This window comes from Streptomyces sp. NPDC002588 (genome assembly GCF_040295925.1).
Taxonomy (GTDB): Bacteria; Actinomycetota; Actinomycetes; order Streptomycetales; family Streptomycetaceae; genus Streptomyces.
This window is the reverse complement of the sequence record NZ_JBEOWF010000018.1, coordinates 146,887-161,607: the sequence shown is the minus strand read 5'-3', so window position 1 is coordinate 161,607 and position 14,721 is coordinate 146,887. Positions and strand designations below refer to the sequence as shown.

The 14,721-nt window shown below is 70.8% G+C and carries 11 protein-coding genes; 1 reads left to right on the top strand and 10 read right to left on the bottom strand.

What is annotated here, in order from left to right; translation table 11 throughout:
- Positions 1-306 precede the first annotated feature (306 nt).
- From ABT057_RS22190 to ABT057_RS22180, 3 genes are all read right to left on the bottom strand, one after another.
- A complete protein-coding gene (locus ABT057_RS22190) occupies positions 307-3,195 on the bottom strand; it encodes an AfsR/SARP family transcriptional regulator (RefSeq protein ID WP_352344997.1) in 2,889 nt (962 codons plus the stop codon).
- Positions 3,196-3,320: 125 nt separating this feature from the next.
- Complete coding sequence (locus ABT057_RS22185; RefSeq protein ID WP_352344995.1) at positions 3,321-4,379, bottom strand: type 1 glutamine amidotransferase family protein; 1,059 nt, start codon at positions 4,377-4,379, stop codon at positions 3,321-3,323.
- 28 nt (positions 4,380-4,407) lie between these two features.
- The gene (locus ABT057_RS22180; RefSeq protein WP_352344993.1) at positions 4,408-5,244 is read right to left on the bottom strand and encodes an oxidoreductase; all 837 of its coding nucleotides are present in this window, start codon (positions 5,242-5,244) and stop codon (positions 4,408-4,410) included.
- A 129-nt stretch (positions 5,245-5,373) separates the two neighbouring features.
- Here ABT057_RS22180 and ABT057_RS22175 point away from each other — a divergent pair, with 129 nt between their 5' ends.
- On the top strand, positions 5,374-6,102 hold the full coding sequence (locus ABT057_RS22175; protein WP_352344991.1) for a TetR/AcrR family transcriptional regulator: 729 nt from the start codon (positions 5,374-5,376) through the stop codon (positions 6,100-6,102).
- Here the strand turns inward: ABT057_RS22175 and ABT057_RS22170 are convergent.
- The 7 genes from ABT057_RS22170 to ABT057_RS22140 form a co-directional block, all read right to left on the bottom strand.
- Positions 6,032-8,104, bottom strand: a complete 2,073-nt coding sequence (locus tag ABT057_RS22170) for a carbamoyltransferase C-terminal domain-containing protein (RefSeq protein WP_352344989.1) — start codon at positions 8,102-8,104, stop codon at positions 6,032-6,034. The two genes, ABT057_RS22175 and ABT057_RS22170, sit on opposite strands and share 71 nt — an antisense overlap.
- Complete coding sequence (locus ABT057_RS22165; RefSeq protein ID WP_352344987.1) at positions 8,097-8,972, bottom strand: phytanoyl-CoA dioxygenase family protein; 876 nt, start codon at positions 8,970-8,972, stop codon at positions 8,097-8,099. The genes ABT057_RS22170 and ABT057_RS22165 overlap by 8 nt, the downstream gene beginning before the upstream one ends.
- 78 nt (positions 8,973-9,050) lie before the next feature.
- Positions 9,051-10,127, bottom strand: coding sequence for a nucleotidyltransferase family protein (locus ABT057_RS22160; RefSeq protein ID WP_352344985.1), 1,077 nt, complete (start codon positions 10,125-10,127; stop codon positions 9,051-9,053).
- 38 nt (positions 10,128-10,165) lie between these two features.
- Positions 10,166-11,380: a hypothetical protein gene (locus ABT057_RS22155; protein WP_352344984.1), complete on the bottom strand. Its 1,215-nt coding sequence runs from the start codon at positions 11,378-11,380 to the stop codon at positions 10,166-10,168.
- Positions 11,377-12,222, bottom strand: a complete 846-nt coding sequence (locus tag ABT057_RS22150; protein ID WP_352344982.1) for a class I SAM-dependent methyltransferase — start codon at positions 12,220-12,222, stop codon at positions 11,377-11,379. Before ABT057_RS22150 ends, ABT057_RS22155 begins: the two co-directional genes overlap by 4 nt.
- Positions 12,219-13,430 (bottom strand): acyl-CoA dehydrogenase family protein, encoded by a 1,212-nt coding sequence (locus tag ABT057_RS22145; RefSeq protein WP_352344980.1) that lies wholly within the window; start codon positions 13,428-13,430, stop codon positions 12,219-12,221. Before ABT057_RS22145 ends, ABT057_RS22150 begins: the two co-directional genes overlap by 4 nt.
- Positions 13,423-14,712: a type III PLP-dependent enzyme domain-containing protein gene (locus tag ABT057_RS22140; RefSeq protein ID WP_352344978.1), complete on the bottom strand. Its 1,290-nt coding sequence runs from the start codon at positions 14,710-14,712 to the stop codon at positions 13,423-13,425. The genes ABT057_RS22145 and ABT057_RS22140 overlap by 8 nt, the downstream gene beginning before the upstream one ends.
- Positions 14,713-14,721 lie beyond the last annotated feature (9 nt).

The window sequence follows — 14,721 nt, the reverse complement described above, 5'->3', positions numbered from 1 at the left end:
CGGCCCCGAACCCACCGATACAGATGTGTTCACCGCCGCGACCACGGCGAAAGACGTACAGGAACGCGTCATCGTGTTTCTCCTGTCGATGTTCACACGGCGGTGGGCCTCTGCCCGGTCAAGGAAACCGGTTGGGCGTCTACGGCTCGTTGACAGCCGATACACGAATCGTTCACGTCCGCCTCGACGCGTGTCTCGCGCTGCGCGCGGCAGGGCACGCCGACTCGGTCCCACCCCCTGACCGCGGCCCGCGCCGAGTTGTGGGCGGGCCGGGTCGCGGCCGGGGGAAGGCCGGGGGAAGGCCGGCTACGAGTCGGTGAGTGCCGTGTTCGCGTCCGGAGAGCCGCCCGGCTCGTCGAGCCGACGCAATCTGGTGCGGAGGGACTCGGCGTCGGCGTGGCCGAGCCGTTCGAAGATGTCCAGCCCCTCGGTCCAGGCGGCGCGGGCCTCGTCCGGGCGGTCGGCACTCAGATGGGTGTCACCGAGGCGCATGAGGGTGCCGCCCACCAGCCAAGGGAATTCGTCCCGCCGCACGAGAGCGAGGGTGTTGCGAAAGGCGACGACCGCCTGCTCGTACTGACCGAGGTTGTGGTGGACATGGCCGATGGTGTCCCAGGTGCTTGCCGCACCGGTGTCGAATCCGAGTTCCTGTTGCAGCGCCAGCGCCTGTCGGCAGTGGTCGAGGGCCTGCTGATAGCGCCCGGACAGGGTGAGGTCCCAGCCGACCGAGTTGAGCGCCATCGCCAGCGCCATCCGGCCCCGGCTGTCGTCGGCGCCGGGGCCGCCGTCGGCCTGGAAGAACGCGAGGGACCGCTGTCCGGCGGCGAGCGCGCCTTCGGGGTCGCCCTCGTGCTCCGCCACCCAGGACAACGTGAGATAGCCCTCGGCGCAGGCCCTCTTGTCGCCCGACTCGGTGTACAGCTCGATGGCCCGCTCGGCATGGACCCGTGCCTCGCCGAGGCGGCGCAGCCCTGTCAGGGCGGCGGCGGAGCCACGGTGGGCATGGGCCTGGGCGGTCCGGTCGCTCAGTCGGCGCGCCGCGTCCAGGGCGGTACGGTGCACGGCCTCCTGCTCCTGGCCCAGGCCACGCCGGTAGAGATCGATGTCCACGGCCCAGGCGAGTTGCCAGGTGTGGACGTCGAAGCGGTGAGTGGCGGCCTGTTCGACGAGCGCGAGCAGCACCGCCTGCTCGGCGGCGAACCAGGCCTCCGCCTTCACGACGTCCCCTCTGAATTCCTCGGCACGCACCCCGTCGGCCACGGGCGCCAGGGAGACCATGAATCGTCCGGGGGCCATCAGCCCGGTCGCCTCGTGGGCGGTATGCAGATAGTGGTCGAACATCCGGTGCCGGGCCGCCCGCACATCCGACGGCGGGTCGACCGTCTCGGCCAGCTCGGTGGCGTAGGCACGCAGCAGGTCGTGGGAGGCGTAGCGGCCGGCGGCGGGTTCGTCCACGAGGTGGGCCCGGATGAGTTCGGCCAGCAGCTGACGGGTGTGCGGGACGGCGAGTCCGGCCAGGCTCGCCGCCGCGGGCAGGGTGATGTCGGGGCCGGGGTGCAGGCCGAGCAGCCGGAACAGCCCGGCGGCGTCGGGGGTGAGGGAGTGGTACGACCAGGAGAAGACGGCGCGGACATCGGCCGCGGTGTCGCCGTCGTGGAAGGCGTCGAGGCCGCCCGCACTCGCGCGCAGTTCGGCCGCGATCGCCGCCAGGGAGATGGCGGAGCGGGTCGCTGCGCGGGCGGCGGTGACCGCGAGCGCGAGCGGCAGCCCGGCGCAGCGGGCGATGATCTCCTCGACCGCGTCCGGTTCGGCCGCGACCCGGCCGGGCCCCAGGCGCCGGGCGAGCAGCGCGCGGGCCTCCGCCACGGAGAGCACGTCGAGGTGGAGGGGGTGCGCGCCGTCCACGGCGATCAGCCCGGAGAGCAGGTTTCGGCTGGTGACGATCACGAGGCAGCCGGGTGCCCCGGGCAGCAGGGGCCGTACCTGCGCGGCGTCACGGGCGTTGTCCAGCAGCACGAGCACACGCCTGCCGGTGAGCAGGGTGCGGTACAGGGCCGAGAGCGCGTCGAGGTCCTGGGGGAGCCCGCGCACTTCGGAGCCCAGCGACTCCAGCAGCGTACGCAGGGCGTTCTCCGGCGGGACCGGCAGGCCGACCGGGTCGAAACCCCGCAGGTTCAGATACAGCTGGCCGTCCGGGAAGCGGTCGGCGATCTGTCGCGCCCAGTGCACCGCGAAGGTGGTCTTTCCCACGCCCGCCGTTCCCGCGATGGCGCTGACCACCACTGTACGGGCCGACGGCAACCGGGCCACCTCGGCCAGTTCTGCGTCCCGGCCGACGAAGACCGCCAACCCTGCCGGCAGTTGGGCGGGCACGGCCGGGGCGGGCACGGGTGCGGGCACGGGGGCCGCCTCGGCCGGGGCCGACGGAGCGAGGAGTCCGACGTCGGCCCGCAGCACACGCTCGTACATCGACCGCAGTGCCGGGCCGGGATCGACCCCCAGTTCACCCGCGAGCCGTGTCTGTGCCTCGCGGTAGGTGGCCAGGGCCGCCGCCTGCCGTCCCGACCGGTAGAGGGCGAGCATCAGCAGTTCCCGGAACCGCTCGTCCAGGGGGTGCTCGGCGACCAGCCCGGTCAGCTCCGCGGCCGCCTCCGCATGACCGCCGAGGTCGAGTTCGGCCGTGATGCGCGCCGCCTCCGCGGACAGCCGCAGCTCACCGAGCCACTGCCGCTGGGCCTGCGCGTACTCGCCCCGGACACCGGCCAGCGCCGCCCCCCGCCACAGACCGAGCCCCTCCCGCAGGCACTCCCCCGCGCCCTTGGTGTCTCCCGCACGCCGCGCCCGCTCGGCCCGGGCGAGCAGCTCCCGGAAGACGCCGAGATCCAGCGTCTCCGGCGGGATACGGAGCTGGTAGCCGTCCCCCGTGGAACGGATCACCGACGACGCGCTGTCCCCGGCGGGCTCCAGCACCTTTCGCAGCCGGTGCACGTACGTCCGCAGAATGCCCAGCGCCGAGGCCGGCGCCCTCGTCCCCCACACCGCGTCGACCAGCCCGCTCGCCGGCACCTGCGAACCCTCCGCCAGCAGCAGTGCCGCCAGCACCGCCCGCTGCTGCGGCGGGCCGAGTTCGATCTCGCCCTCGCCGCGCCACGCCCTGACCGGCCCCAGGACCGAGAACCGTAACCGCTCTTCCACCGGCTTCCTCCTCGAGGAATCCCGCGTCCGGAGCCGGCGGTGAAGGCCGGTCGCCGGGCCAACCACGCGGATGGCTCCCGGAGTGTAAGCCGATCGCCGGCCCGGCCTCCGTCCATCCGGCCGGTTCATTCCACCCACGGTGACACCGTTCGGTTCGCCGAAGTCGGTGGCTCCTCCCGGCATTTCCGTGTGATCCGGGTGAGCTGTTCGGTCTGGGCGTCGACGGACTGGGGTCCGTTGCCGGTCAGCAGAGTGTGCTCGTCGTCCCAGACGACTTTGACGGCGGCGGGGTTCAGGGTGAGGCCGACGTCGTATCCGGCTTCGGCCAGGGCGACGTCGACGTAGTAGGGCAGGCGGGTGGCTTCGCCGGGCACCTTGGGGTACTGCGTCTCCAGCATCATGCGCTCGCCGTGGCGGGGGACTGTGGTGATGTGCGCGCCTTTGAACCGGTGCTGTTCATCGGTCGTGACGGTGCCTTCGTCATCGACGCGGTAGCGGGCGGAGGTCAGCGCGACGGGGGCGTGGCAGATGAGGGAGATCGGCACCGCACTCTCCTGGAGGGTGTGCAGCAGCTCGCCCATCCACGGGTTGTCGTGGAAGTCGACCATGGGTGCGTGGCCGCCGGGCATGTGGACGAATGCGAGATCCTCGAGGGAGAAGTCGTTGCCCGGGTCGCGGTGCCGGCGGATCAGTTCGGGGATCGAGTGGTAGTGCCGCTGTGGCAGGGCTTCGAAGCTTGCGACGACGTCGTCCCTGATGGAGGCGGCCTCGGGGTCGGTCCTGGGCAGTGCCTGGGAGACCGGGATGCGTCCGAGGTGTCGTCGCGCAAGGGCCAGTTCGGCGTTTCGGCGTTCCAGCAGGGCGGGGTTCTTGGCGCGCACTTCCTGGGGGGTGGAGTGCCTGGCGGCACTCTGAATGGCGGTGCGAGCGGTGGCGCTGCCCAGGTTGCCGGCGGCGTGGAAGTTGAGGGCGAGGCCGTTGATGTCGAGCTGGGGCGGGTTACCGTCCGGGGTGGCGAACAAGAAGTCGTATTCGTCTTCGAACGCCGCCATGATCGCGGCGAGTTCGACCAGGAAGAAGCCGGTGGGAATCCCTGGGTGGCCGACCGGTTTGCTCAGCGGCAGAGTCCGGGCGGAGGACAGCACGAACAGGGCCTGAGGGCGAGGCTCGACGGGACTGGACAAAGGGGTTCCTTTCCTTGGCGGGTGGGGATCAGGCCGGTACGCCGGAGCCTCGCTTGATGAGCGCGTCGAAGGCGCGGGCGGGCAGGAGCCGGCTGAGCGTGATCAAAGGGCGGGCGCCGAAGCCGACGCGGTAGCGGATGCGCGGGCGGCGGGTCGTGGCTGCCCTGGTCACCGCGTCCGCGATCACGGAAGGGGGAGAGGTCATCCGGGCCCCCTCCCGGGAGCTGCTTTCCAGGGACTTCGCCATGGCCTTGGCCTGCTCGGCGTAGGGGCCCTGGCCGGAGGTGGCGCGCAGCTTGTCGGCCGCGATGGCGCCCCACTCGGTATGGATCGAGCCGGGCTCGATGAGGACGACGCTGATGCCGAACCGCTTCAGTTCGAGCCGGAGTGCGTCGCTGAGCCCCTCCACGGCGAACTTGCTGGCGTGGTACCAGACTCCCATCGGTGTGGCGAAGCGCCCGCCCATGGAGCTGATGTTGACGATCGTGCCGCTGCGCCGGGTGCGCATGTGGGGCAGCACGAGCTGGGTGAGGTGGGCCAGGCCGAAGAGGTTGACTTCGATCTGGGCACGGGCCTCGTCCAGGGGCACGTCTTCCAGGGATCCGTAGGAGCCGTATCCGGCGTTGTTGACCAGGACGTCGATGCGCCCCTCGTCTTCGATGATCCTGCTGATCGCGTCCTTCGCCGATGTCTCGTCGGTGACGTCCAGGGGCAGCGTGCGTACACCTGCGGCGGCGAGCGCGTCCATGCGATCGACGCGTCGCGCGGCGCCGTAGACGATGAATCCCGCCTTCTGCAACCGGAGTGCGGTGGACTCACCGATGCCGGAAGAGGCTCCTGTGACCAGTGCGACCTTGTTCGACATGAAAGTTCCCTTGTTGGTGTGGGTTCGTTCGATGGGGCTTGCGCTGCCACAAACATAAGAGACCGCCAGTCTGAACACAAGAGGACGGCGGTCTCTAATCAAGAGACCGGCAGTCTGTACACTTCGGGCATGACCACTTTCCAGCGGGCACGGAGCGAGGAACAGCGTCTGGAGCGCAGGCAGAGCATCCTGCAGACCGCCGTGGCGATGCTCGCCGAGATGCCGGTCTCCGCGATGAGCCTCAACGAGCTGGCCCGCCGTGTCGGGCTCGCCAAGTCCAACGTGCTGCGCTACTTCGAATCACGTGAGGCCGTACTGCTCGACCTGCTCGACCAGAGCGCCCGTGACTTCCTGACCGAAGCGGGCGAACAGCTTTGCTCACTGGTCGACGCGCGCGACCCTCTGAACGTCAGGATCGAGGCCGCGGCATCCGGGCTGGCCGCATCCTTCGCGACCCGACCGATGCTGTGCGAACTGCTCAGTGCGCAGGCCGGCGTACTGGAGTACAACATCTCCATCGAGGTCGCGACCCGGTACAAGGAAGGCGCCCGCGACAGCCTGCTCGGACTGGCCGAGTTGCTGCGGCGCCTTTTCCCCGAACTCGAACGACCGCACTCCGAGCAGGGCGCCAACCTGATCATCGTGCTGGTCTCCGGCCTGTGGACCCACACCCACCCGGCGCCCGCGGTACGCGCCGTCTACGACGCCGACCCGAGCTTCGCATTCATGGACTCGAACTTCCCGGATGCCCTGCACCAGACGTTGTGCGTACTGCTCACGGGACTCCTCAGTCGTCGGCACCACTCCCCCGAACGGGAGTCACCCACAGGTCCAGGGCGTTGCGCCAGCGGTCCATGAATCTCCGCGCCCTGGCCTCGTAGCCGCTGTCCTGCTGCGACAGGCGACGGGCGACAGAACGAAGCCGCGCCAGGCCGGAGGGGCTGTCGGCGTACTTGTGCATGGTCGGCCAGAAGTAGAGGAGGTACATCACGTTCGGATCCACCGACGGGTCGAAGAGGGCGGCAGGCCGGCTGTCCTGCTGTGCGAATAGCGCGTTGAGCGGCCGCTCCTCGGGGCCGTCGGCACCCGGGGCCTGCCCCCGGATGTCGAGCAGATAGCGGCGGCGCCCGATGTAGGCGACCTCGATGCCTTTGCGGACGCACAGGTTGAGCGCGTCCGACGCGCTGTTGACGATCGGTTCGCCCCGGTCGTTGAGCGAGGTGTTGCAGATGATCGGCACCTCCGTCTGCTGCTGCCACGCCCGCAGCGCCTTCGCGAGGAAGGGTTCGTCCCGGTCGGAGAGCGTCTGGATCCTGGCGCTTCCGTCCAGGTGCACGATGGCCGGCACAAGGTGCCGCTTGTCCGGCGCGAGCTGGAAGGTCTCCAGCATGAACGGCGAAGGCCGGCCGTCCACGAACCAGTCGGCGACGCACTCCTCCAGCACGATCGGCGCCACCGGCCGCCACCACTGGCGCTGCTTGACCTCGTTGAGGAAGTGCTTGGTCTCCAGCGTGCGGGGATCGCCGAGGAGGCTGCGATGCCCCAGGGCTCTCGGCCCCACCTCGGCCGCCCCGTCCACCCAGGCGACCGGCCGGCGTCGCAGGTCCGCGACGAACGTCTCCGGGTCGAAGTCCCGGACGTCCAGGATCCACTTGTCCCAGCGTGCGACCCCCTCCTCGACGCCCAACCGGCACTCCCCCGCGTACGGCAGGGCGGTGGCGACCCGACGCCGGGTCAGGTCGCCCCGGGCGTGGAAGCCCATCAGCCCGATTCCCAGGGCCTGGCCCGAGTCGTTGGCGCATGGCGGGATGAGCAGACCGCGAAAACGGTGGAGCGACAACAGGTGTGAATTGGTGGGACAGTTCAGAGCGAAACCGCCCGACATGGACAGATAGGTCTCCTGCGGAGAGAACCCGGACTGCTCCAGCAGCATCTCGACATTGCGCTCGGCGATCGTGGTCGACACCGACTGCACGATCTTGGAGACGGCACTCGCCACCAACTCCTCCCGGCTGAACCGCTCGTCCCCCTCGCCGGAACCGGTGGTGATGACGCGTTCCGCCGCCTCGATGAGGGACTTGACGATCCGGACGCAGTCCTCGCTCAGCCGGTGACCACCCCAGTAGCGTCGGGCGATCAGCGGCTCCACGTCATGGTCGATGGCGACCGGGGTCGCGTGTGCGAGTGCCATCAGCGTGCCCGGCTCCTTCTCCAGGAGCCGCTCCGCCGCGGACCACAACTGGCCGGGGGACTCGACCGGTACCACCGTCACCGAGCCCTTCCGGGAGATGGCACCGGCATACCAGTACTCGTCCAGGACCGTGCTCTCCAGCAGGAAGTCGGGGGCCGCGTCCATGGCCAGCGCGATGATGTCCGACTCCTGGAACTTGTCGGAGTCCATACAGAGTCCGGAGAACAGGTGGGCCAGGCTGTGGGCCGGCAGGCCCCGGCGGTCGAACGCCGGAAGCACCTCGTTCACCTCCAGGCCGGGAGTACCCCATATCTCGGACACGTCCGCGCGGGTCAGGCCCTCCTGCGCGAGGAGAATGTCGAGCAGGTCGGCCGAGGACCGCGCGTCGTACAGCGGGAGCGGGTGGTGCTTGATGCCCGACAGACGCTCGATCTCCCAGTAGCGGACGAGGGTGACGGCCTGCTGGTCGACGTGCCAGAGGGCCACGTTCTGGTCGTGCCGGCGGGCGGTGAAGGCCGACAGCCCCGAAGGGCTCAGGTAGCTGGAGACGACGTAGGCGCCCCGGTTCATGTTGTCCATCGGTCCCTCGATTCCCGTGTTTCTGGTGCCCCGGCTTCCGGCCGGGCCACGGCGGGTGTCCGCCGCCAGGGCGGCGGACGGCTCAGACATGCCCGTTCCTGGATCCGTGCGGTTTGCCGTCGGCGATGTGCCGGCTGATCTCCCGGCCGGAGCGCATCCGACGGGCGAGCTCGGCCCGGGACAGCGGATGGGCCGCGTCCCATTCCGCCGTGTTGGCCAGCAACTCGCGCAGAGCCGGGTGCACGCTGTCCAGATAGCCCTCATGACGCATGAACCGCCACGACGGACGCGGGCCCCAGGGCTCGTCGTAGGCCTGGAGATTGATGTCCAGGGCGCGCCGGAGATCTCCCGCGCGGCACGATCCGCGGTGCACGGTGTGGTGGTTGCGGTAGAGGACGTCACCGGGCCCCAGCTCCACGGCGACCTCGCCCGGCAGCGGGGCGATGTCCTTCGCCTCGATCTGCCGGCGCTCCGCGTCGGTGAGCGGCCGCCGGTGGGAGCCGGGAACCACCCGGAAAGCCCGCTGGTCGGTCAGGCTGATGTCGAGCTGGACATGGTTGGAACCGCCGGAGGCATCGAAGTGCTCGTTCTCGCCGTTGTCCTTGTGCCAGTTCAGCTCATAGTCGACCCGCTGCGGCTCCCACAGGGCGTGTGCGTTCCAGAAGCGGAGCCGCGGCCCCAGAAACGCGTGCACGAATCCCATCAGAGCGGGGTGGGCGAACATCCCGGCGAGCTCCTCCTGGTAGAGCCCGGGGTCGAAGACATGGTTCACCCCCCACGTGTCCGCACCTGTTCCGTCCTTGGCCGTGTACCGGCTCTCGTACGCTTCCGGCGCGCTGCGGACCCTGTCGACCACGCGGTCGACCGCGGCGGTCAGCCGGGTCACCTCCTCCGCGTCGAAGACGCCCCGGACGACGGTGAATCCGTTCTCCCGGAAATCTGCTACGTGCTGCTCCATCTGTTCCTTCTCCAAGTCGGGATCATCTGTCGGGTCACTCCGGGCTCCGGTCGAAGCGCGCCGGTCGAAGCGCGCCGGTCAGAGCGCGGTGTCCGGTCCGCGGAGCCGATGCTCCATGTCTCCCGACCACTGCCGAATCCGGCCGTCCGAGCCCAGCATCGCGGCGAGCCAACGCCGCGTCGCCTGCCCGCCGAGCCTCAGCTCCTCGGTGATCCGCGTACCGAACAGCGCGTCCGTGTGACCGCAGACCCATGCGAGCGGCTGCTCCAGGCCGTGTTCGGCCGTCTCCCGCGCGATCCGCGAGCGCACCGGACCGGAGGCCCGCTCCCACTCCCGCAGCACGTCGGCGAACTGCGCGAGCGAGACGTCCTTGAGCTCGGCCGTGCGCTGCGTCCAGCCCTCCCTGAACAGATGCAGGCAGGTGAAGAGGAAGGAGTGCCACGAGGAGAGCGCGGGCAGCCGGGTGTCGGCGCCGAGGTCGACTGCGCGCAGGTCGGCGAGGACGTCGTCCATCGGCACCTGCCACGAACTGTGGTGCCACGTCAGGGAATTCGCCACATCCACCGCGATGCAGGGGACCACCGGATCGGTGCCCAGCCGGTGGAAGTGCGGCAGGTGGTCGGGGGAGAGCTGGTAGATCCGCCGGCTTGCCCTGGACGTCGGGCGCAGGGTGCCGCTGGGCTGGTGGTACGTCACGTCCGGCGTGTAGCCGAGGTCTACCAGCCGCTCCGGGAGCGTCGTCCGCTCCCTCGGATGGATCATCAGGTCGATGTCGTTGAACGTCCGGGTTCCGGTGCCGTCGTACAGGGTGGACTGCAGGACGACGCCCTTGGTCCAGGCCGCCGGCAGCCCGGCCGTCGTGAGGGCCGCGGAGATACGGGCCGCCTCGGAAGTGAGTCTGGCGGCACGGTACTTGCTGACCTGGAGGTACGTGGCGACCGGATTGCGCAGCCGGGCCGGCAGCGCCCGCCGCAGGTCATGGCGGAGCACGAAGTCGGCAAGGGCTGCCAGCAGGCCCTGCCGCATGGCTTGTTCGACCAGCCGTCCGTGGTCGAAGCCCTTGCGCCGCAGCAGCCCGGCACTGTCGTCGGGCTCCTGGTCCAGCCCCTGCGTGCGGGCGACCAGCTTCAGTACCTGCCAGACGTCGTGATCCACCCTCGGGCGGAGTGTCCGGTCCGGTGGCGTGACAGCCGTCATCGTCCCTCTCCCGCCGGCGCCGCGCACGGTGTTCCCGGCTCGGTCCGCGCTGTCGTACGACGCCCGCGAGGAGCGAGCCGGTTGTGTGTCTGTTCGTCGCAGTGCAGGTGCGGATCCCACCGCAGCTCCGCCACGGGGACGTCGGCGGCGAGCGCGGACAGGTGCCCGAGCGTCCAGGTCGCCGGTTCGGGCCGCGGGTCGTGGGCGAGCCAGCGGCTTCGGTAGGCGGGATCGGGAAGGAGTGCCTCTTCCCGGAGCGCGGGCACCGCCTCGGCCGGTGTCAGGGTGGACAGCCGCGGCATCGCCGTCGCACAGGCGCGCAGCACCACGACCCGGTCGACCCGCGTGGCGCTGACGAAACCGCCGCCGATCACGTCGAACACCTCTTCGTTGCTCAGCGAGAGTTTGGCGCGAGGGTCGGCCGAGCGCGCCCCGGCCGACGACGCCGGGGAGGGGGCCCCGGCCCGATGACGGATGAGAGGGCGGCGCAGGAGGTCGTCGGTCACCCCCAGGGCGCGCAGCGCGCCGACACCGAGTCGGGTGGACATCGGCAGACCGACGGCGATCCAGTCGGCTCCGTCGGGAAGAAGCAGAAGCCGGTCCGTCGCGACGCAGCGTCCTCGGGCGCGGGCGACGCGGACGGCGGCCGAGGTCTTGCCGGCGCCGGACCCGCCCACCATGACCAGCCCGCGCCCGTCGGGCAGGACGGCCGCCGAAGCGTGCATCATCAGGGCGCCCTCGGCGAGGAGGTCTTCACGCACCAGCTCGCGGATCGTCCGCGCCGCGGTGCCGGGCAGTGGGCCCGGATGCGCGCCGACGAGCGCCCACGACCTGAAGTCGGTGGTCAGCAGGGCGTGTTCGGACTCGTGACCGCGCCCGGAGGAGAGGACGAACACGCCGTCCCCGGCCCGCCAGCAGTCGTACCACCAGCCGGTGAACGACTCGCGTCCGGTGATCCGCTGTCCGCTCGCCGTGCCGCGTACCACGTCGAGCAGCCGGGCGTCGGCCGTGAGGTGCAGGGCCGGCGCCGGTGCCCGCGGGGGCGGCGGATCGCCGGCCGGAACGGGCGGCCCCACCACATGGTGCTGGGCGACCAGGTAGTCGGTCGCGTCCGGAAGGTCGCTGAACAGGCGTAACCGGGTGCGGAACCACTCCAGGTGTACTGCGTGCCGCCCGGCGGTGCGCGCCGTGACTCGTTCGAAGAGGGTCACCGGGCTTCGTCCTCGGGAATGTGTGCGTGCCCCTTCCCCGCACCGCTCGGAGCCGGCACACAGAACAGGACCTGGGTGTCGGCGTCCGGTCCGAACGGCTCACCGCGGAAGCCGCCCGCGGTGCCCGTCACGGTCAGCCCCGCCTGCTCGATCAGTCCGGTCAGTTCGTCGTGCGGGAACATCCGGCTCCGGCGCACCACCCGGTCGGTTCGGCCGGTCGCGGTGAAGTGGTAGTCGAGTTCGTCCACCAGGATCCGGCGGTCGGCGTCGTACCGGCGTCGGCCGCGGACCGTGACCAGGCCGGTGTTCACCACCGGGTCCGGGTACTCGAACCGGTCCCGCCACTCGCGGTCCGCCTCGTCGAGGCGACCGGGGTGGGGGTTGAGCAGGTCCAGCACGAAATGCCCGGTGTCCTTCAGATGCGCCCGGACCGACCGCAGACACCGGACGGCGTCCGTGGCGCGCAGCAGATGGGTGATGCTGCTGCACGGGAGCAGGATCAGGTCGAAGCGTCGGCCGAGGTCGAACGAGCGCATGTCGGCGGTGAGGAACCGGGGATTGGCGGTGCCAGGGCCTCGCTTGCGCTCGGCGCGGCCGAGCATGCTCGGAGCTATGTCGATTCCCGTGACCCGGCAGCCGGCTCGGGCCAGCGGGATGCTGATGCGGCCGGTGCCGCAGGCCAGCTCCAGCACTTCCGGCCCGTGCCGCCGCCCCAGTTCCAGCCAGAAGTCGAGATCGTGGGTGTAGGTGGCGTAGCGACTGTCGTAGTGCGAGCCGGTGTAGTAGTGGTTGTCGACCATCGCCAGCGCTTCGGCGGCCGATCCGGCAAAGGCGTCGTTCACAGCAGGTTCACCTTCCGGTCCATCAACGAGAGTGCGCCGTTGGCGGTCCACAGACGGTCGTTGGCGAAGTTCAGCGAGGCTGACCGCAGGTCGCGGAAGGTGCGCTCCAGCGGCAGTGGCGAGTCGGGGCTGTACCCCAGCCCGAGACCGGCCAGCTGGACCATCCGGTCGACGGCCGAGAAGGTCAGCTCCGAGGCGGCCAGCTTCAGTGTGTTGACGTGGATCTGCACCGCCGCGGCTCCGGCGGGCTCATGGGCCGCCCGGAGCAGCTGGACCTCCTCCACGACGCGCCGCAGATAGGCACTGACCAGTTCCAGGTCCATCCGGATCCGTCCGATGCGTTCCCGGACGAGCGGGGACCCCAGGTCCGTGCGGCCGTCTCGGGCCAGCCTGCGCAGCAGGTCCGCGAAAACCTGCCGGGCCGCCCCGAGCCAGCAGGAGCTCCAGGCGATGTGCCCCACCGGAATCATGCTGTCGACGGCCACTTCACGGAAGCGACCCGGCGCACCGACGATGTGTTCCCGGTGCACGACGCCTTCGAGGAACAACCCGCCGCTGTCGGTTCCGCGCATGCCCAGGGGGTTCCAGGTCCCGGTCGGCCGCACGGTCAGCGCGGTGCGGTCGGCGTAGACGAGTGAGACCGCGTGCTCGGCCGAATCCTGGTCGGCGCGCATGGTGATCAGAAAGCCGTCGGCGTGTGCGCCGCCGGTCACCACCGGTGCGGAGCGCCGAAGCAGCAGGGTGTGACTGCTGCCGTCCGCCTCGGTGTCGTCGCGCAGCAGTGCGTCGTGCGCGGAGAGCAGATGGCCTCCCTTGCCTGCCTCGGTGGTGACGGAGCCGAGATAGACCTCACCGGCGGCCACCCGGGGCAACAGGTTCTCGCGCAGCTCCTCGCCGGCGTGCCTGACCAGTGCATCGACCTGCTGGCAGTGCATGGCCCAGATCATGGCGGTGGACAGGCATCCCCCGGCCAGCGTCCGGGCGACCTCCGCGAAGCCCGCCAGTCCGCCGCCCGTGCCGCCGTATGCGGTCGGCACGAGGTAGCCGAGAAAGCCGGTCGAGCGCAGCGCCGTCAGACCTTCGACCGGAAAGCGGGCCGTCCGGTCCACCTCGGCCGCGTGGCGTGCGAGAAGGGCGACCAGTTCTTCGAGACCCGCGGGCCCGTCAGCGGTCCGCGCGGAGGTCTGCTGGGTGTCCGGGTCAGTCACGCGGCGTCAGCTCCATCGGTTGCAGGACGAGTCGCCGGGCGGACAGGACCCGGTCGTCCTCGACCACCACCTCGACCGGCAGAGGCCGGCTGAGAAAGCCCAGCAGACTTGCCGTCAGCCCGTACGCGCCCACGTTCGGCACCGCGATCAGCTGCCCTGGATACGGGTCCTCCAGCGCGGCGGAGCCACTGAGCACATCGAGCGGTGTGCACAGCGGTCCGACGAGGGTGCCCGCGCGACCCGGTTCGGGCTCCCCGGCGGCCGGAGCCGGCTCGTCCAGCGCGTAGGGCTGGATACCGGGTGCCAGCAGCCGGCCCAGCCCGGACATGCCGCCCAGGACGTTGACTCCGGCGTCCAGGACGGTGAACGTCCTGCCTCCCGATCGTTTGACGTCGAGGACGGTGGTGAGCAGGGTGCCGGCGGTGGCCACCAGGGACCGCCCGGCTTCGAAGAGGATCCTGGGCCGCCCGGCCCGCCAGCCGGGGAAGCGGGCATCCAGCGCGTGGGCCAGTCCCCGGGCCAGCCGCGGGTGCCGCGGGATGTCCCCGGGCCGGCCGGACGGGGCCGGGAAGCCTCCGCCGAGGTCCAGGATCTCCGGGACGAATCCAGCCCGGCCGACCGCCTCGGCGGTGCTGTCCACGGCCAGCGCGAACTCGGCCAGCAGCGCGTGGGGATCGTCGATGTTGGTGGCCGCGAAGGTGTGCGTGCCGACCGGGCGGGCCCGGCCGAGGGGGCGCAGCAGTTCCGCGAGTGCGTCGACGTCGGCCGTGTCCACGCCGAAGGCCGAGGGACGACCGGTCATCCGCAGTGAGCCTCGGGTACTGCCGCGCGGCCCGTTCAGGCGGACCAGATACCGGGTGTCCACCCCGAGCTGGGCGCATTGTTCGGCCAGCCGCCCACGGTCCGTCAGGGACTCCACGGAGAACAGCCGGATCCCGGCGGCGAGCGCGGTCCTGACCTCCCCCGCCGTCTTGCCCGGCCCGGTGTACAGGATCTGGTCGGTCTGCCGCCCGGCGGAGAGCGCGGTCCGCAGTTCACCCTCCGAGCTGACCTCCGCGTGCACGCCGAGTTCACCGAGGCGGCCCACCAGGGCGGGGTGCGGATTGGCCTTGAGCGAGTACAGCAGGCGCGCACCGCCGGGCAGGGCGGTGGTGAGGGATACGACCGCGGGCGCGAGCCGTCCGAGGTCGTAGACGTAGGCGGGGGTGCCGAACCTCCGGGCCAGTTCCGTGAGCCGTGCGTCTCCCGCCGGAATGCGGGTGTCGCCCTCGCCGGTCGTCACGCCGTTCAC